Origin of the sequence: Streptomyces sp. TRM68416, assembly GCF_014596915.1 — a bacterium.
Classification (GTDB): domain Bacteria; phylum Actinomycetota; class Actinomycetes; order Streptomycetales; family Streptomycetaceae; genus Streptomyces.
The window spans coordinates 1-690 of sequence record NZ_JACVWU010000091.1; the positions used below are offsets into that span (position 1 = coordinate 1).

The window sequence follows — 690 nt, forward strand, 5'->3', positions numbered from 1 at the left end:
TGCGACGTCGAGCCCGGCTGGGCGCCCATGTCGACCAGCGGTCTGGCCCAGTGGGGCCCGCCCGCCACCCGTGACTTCCTCGGCGCGAGCCCCTCCCCACAGCGGGTCCGCGATGTCGTCGAGGCCCTGCGCGGCGACAACGAGATGGACCCGGCACGCCTGCTGGGCCTGCTCAAGGCCGCCAGGTCCTGACCTCCCCAACCCCCGGACGAAGGTACTGTCATGAGCACGAATGTCCTGCGCACCACCGACGGCTGGTGGGTCGTCCGAGGCGACCGAGCCGTCCCCGTCGAGACCAAGGCCGTGACCACCGCCGAGCTGATCGCCGACCGTCACGCCGCACGGGAGGCGGCACTGTCGGCCGACACGGGCACGCCCGTCGCGGACCTGGCCGCCCTCTCGCCGGTCACCACCCCCTGCCGGGTGGTCGCCCAGATGGTCAACTACCGCAGTCACGCCCGGGATTCGGGCTTCACCGGGGACATCCCGCCCGCGTTCTTCCGCAAGGCGTCCGGCTCGGTCAGCGGCCCCGGCGACGCCGTCGTCCGCCCCGCACACGTGAAGTTCCTCGACTACGAGATCGAGTTGGGCCTGGTCATGGGCGCGTCCGTGCCCGTCGGCACGGTGGTCGAGGAGCGGGACCTGCCGTCGTACGTCGCCGGCCTGGTGATCACCAACGACGTCAGCGCC

General features: G+C 72.3%; 1 protein-coding gene and 1 pseudogene. Both read left to right on the forward strand.

The features are described from left to right. A pseudogene (locus tag ICC28_RS40060) lies at nucleotides 1–192 on the forward strand (2,3-dihydroxybiphenyl 1,2-dioxygenase); the annotation flags it as partial. A 30-nt stretch (nucleotides 193–222) separates the two neighbouring features. Next, a partial coding sequence (locus ICC28_RS40065; RefSeq protein ID WP_188293798.1) for a fumarylacetoacetate hydrolase family protein occupies nucleotides 223–690 on the forward strand: 468 nt, incomplete at its 3' end.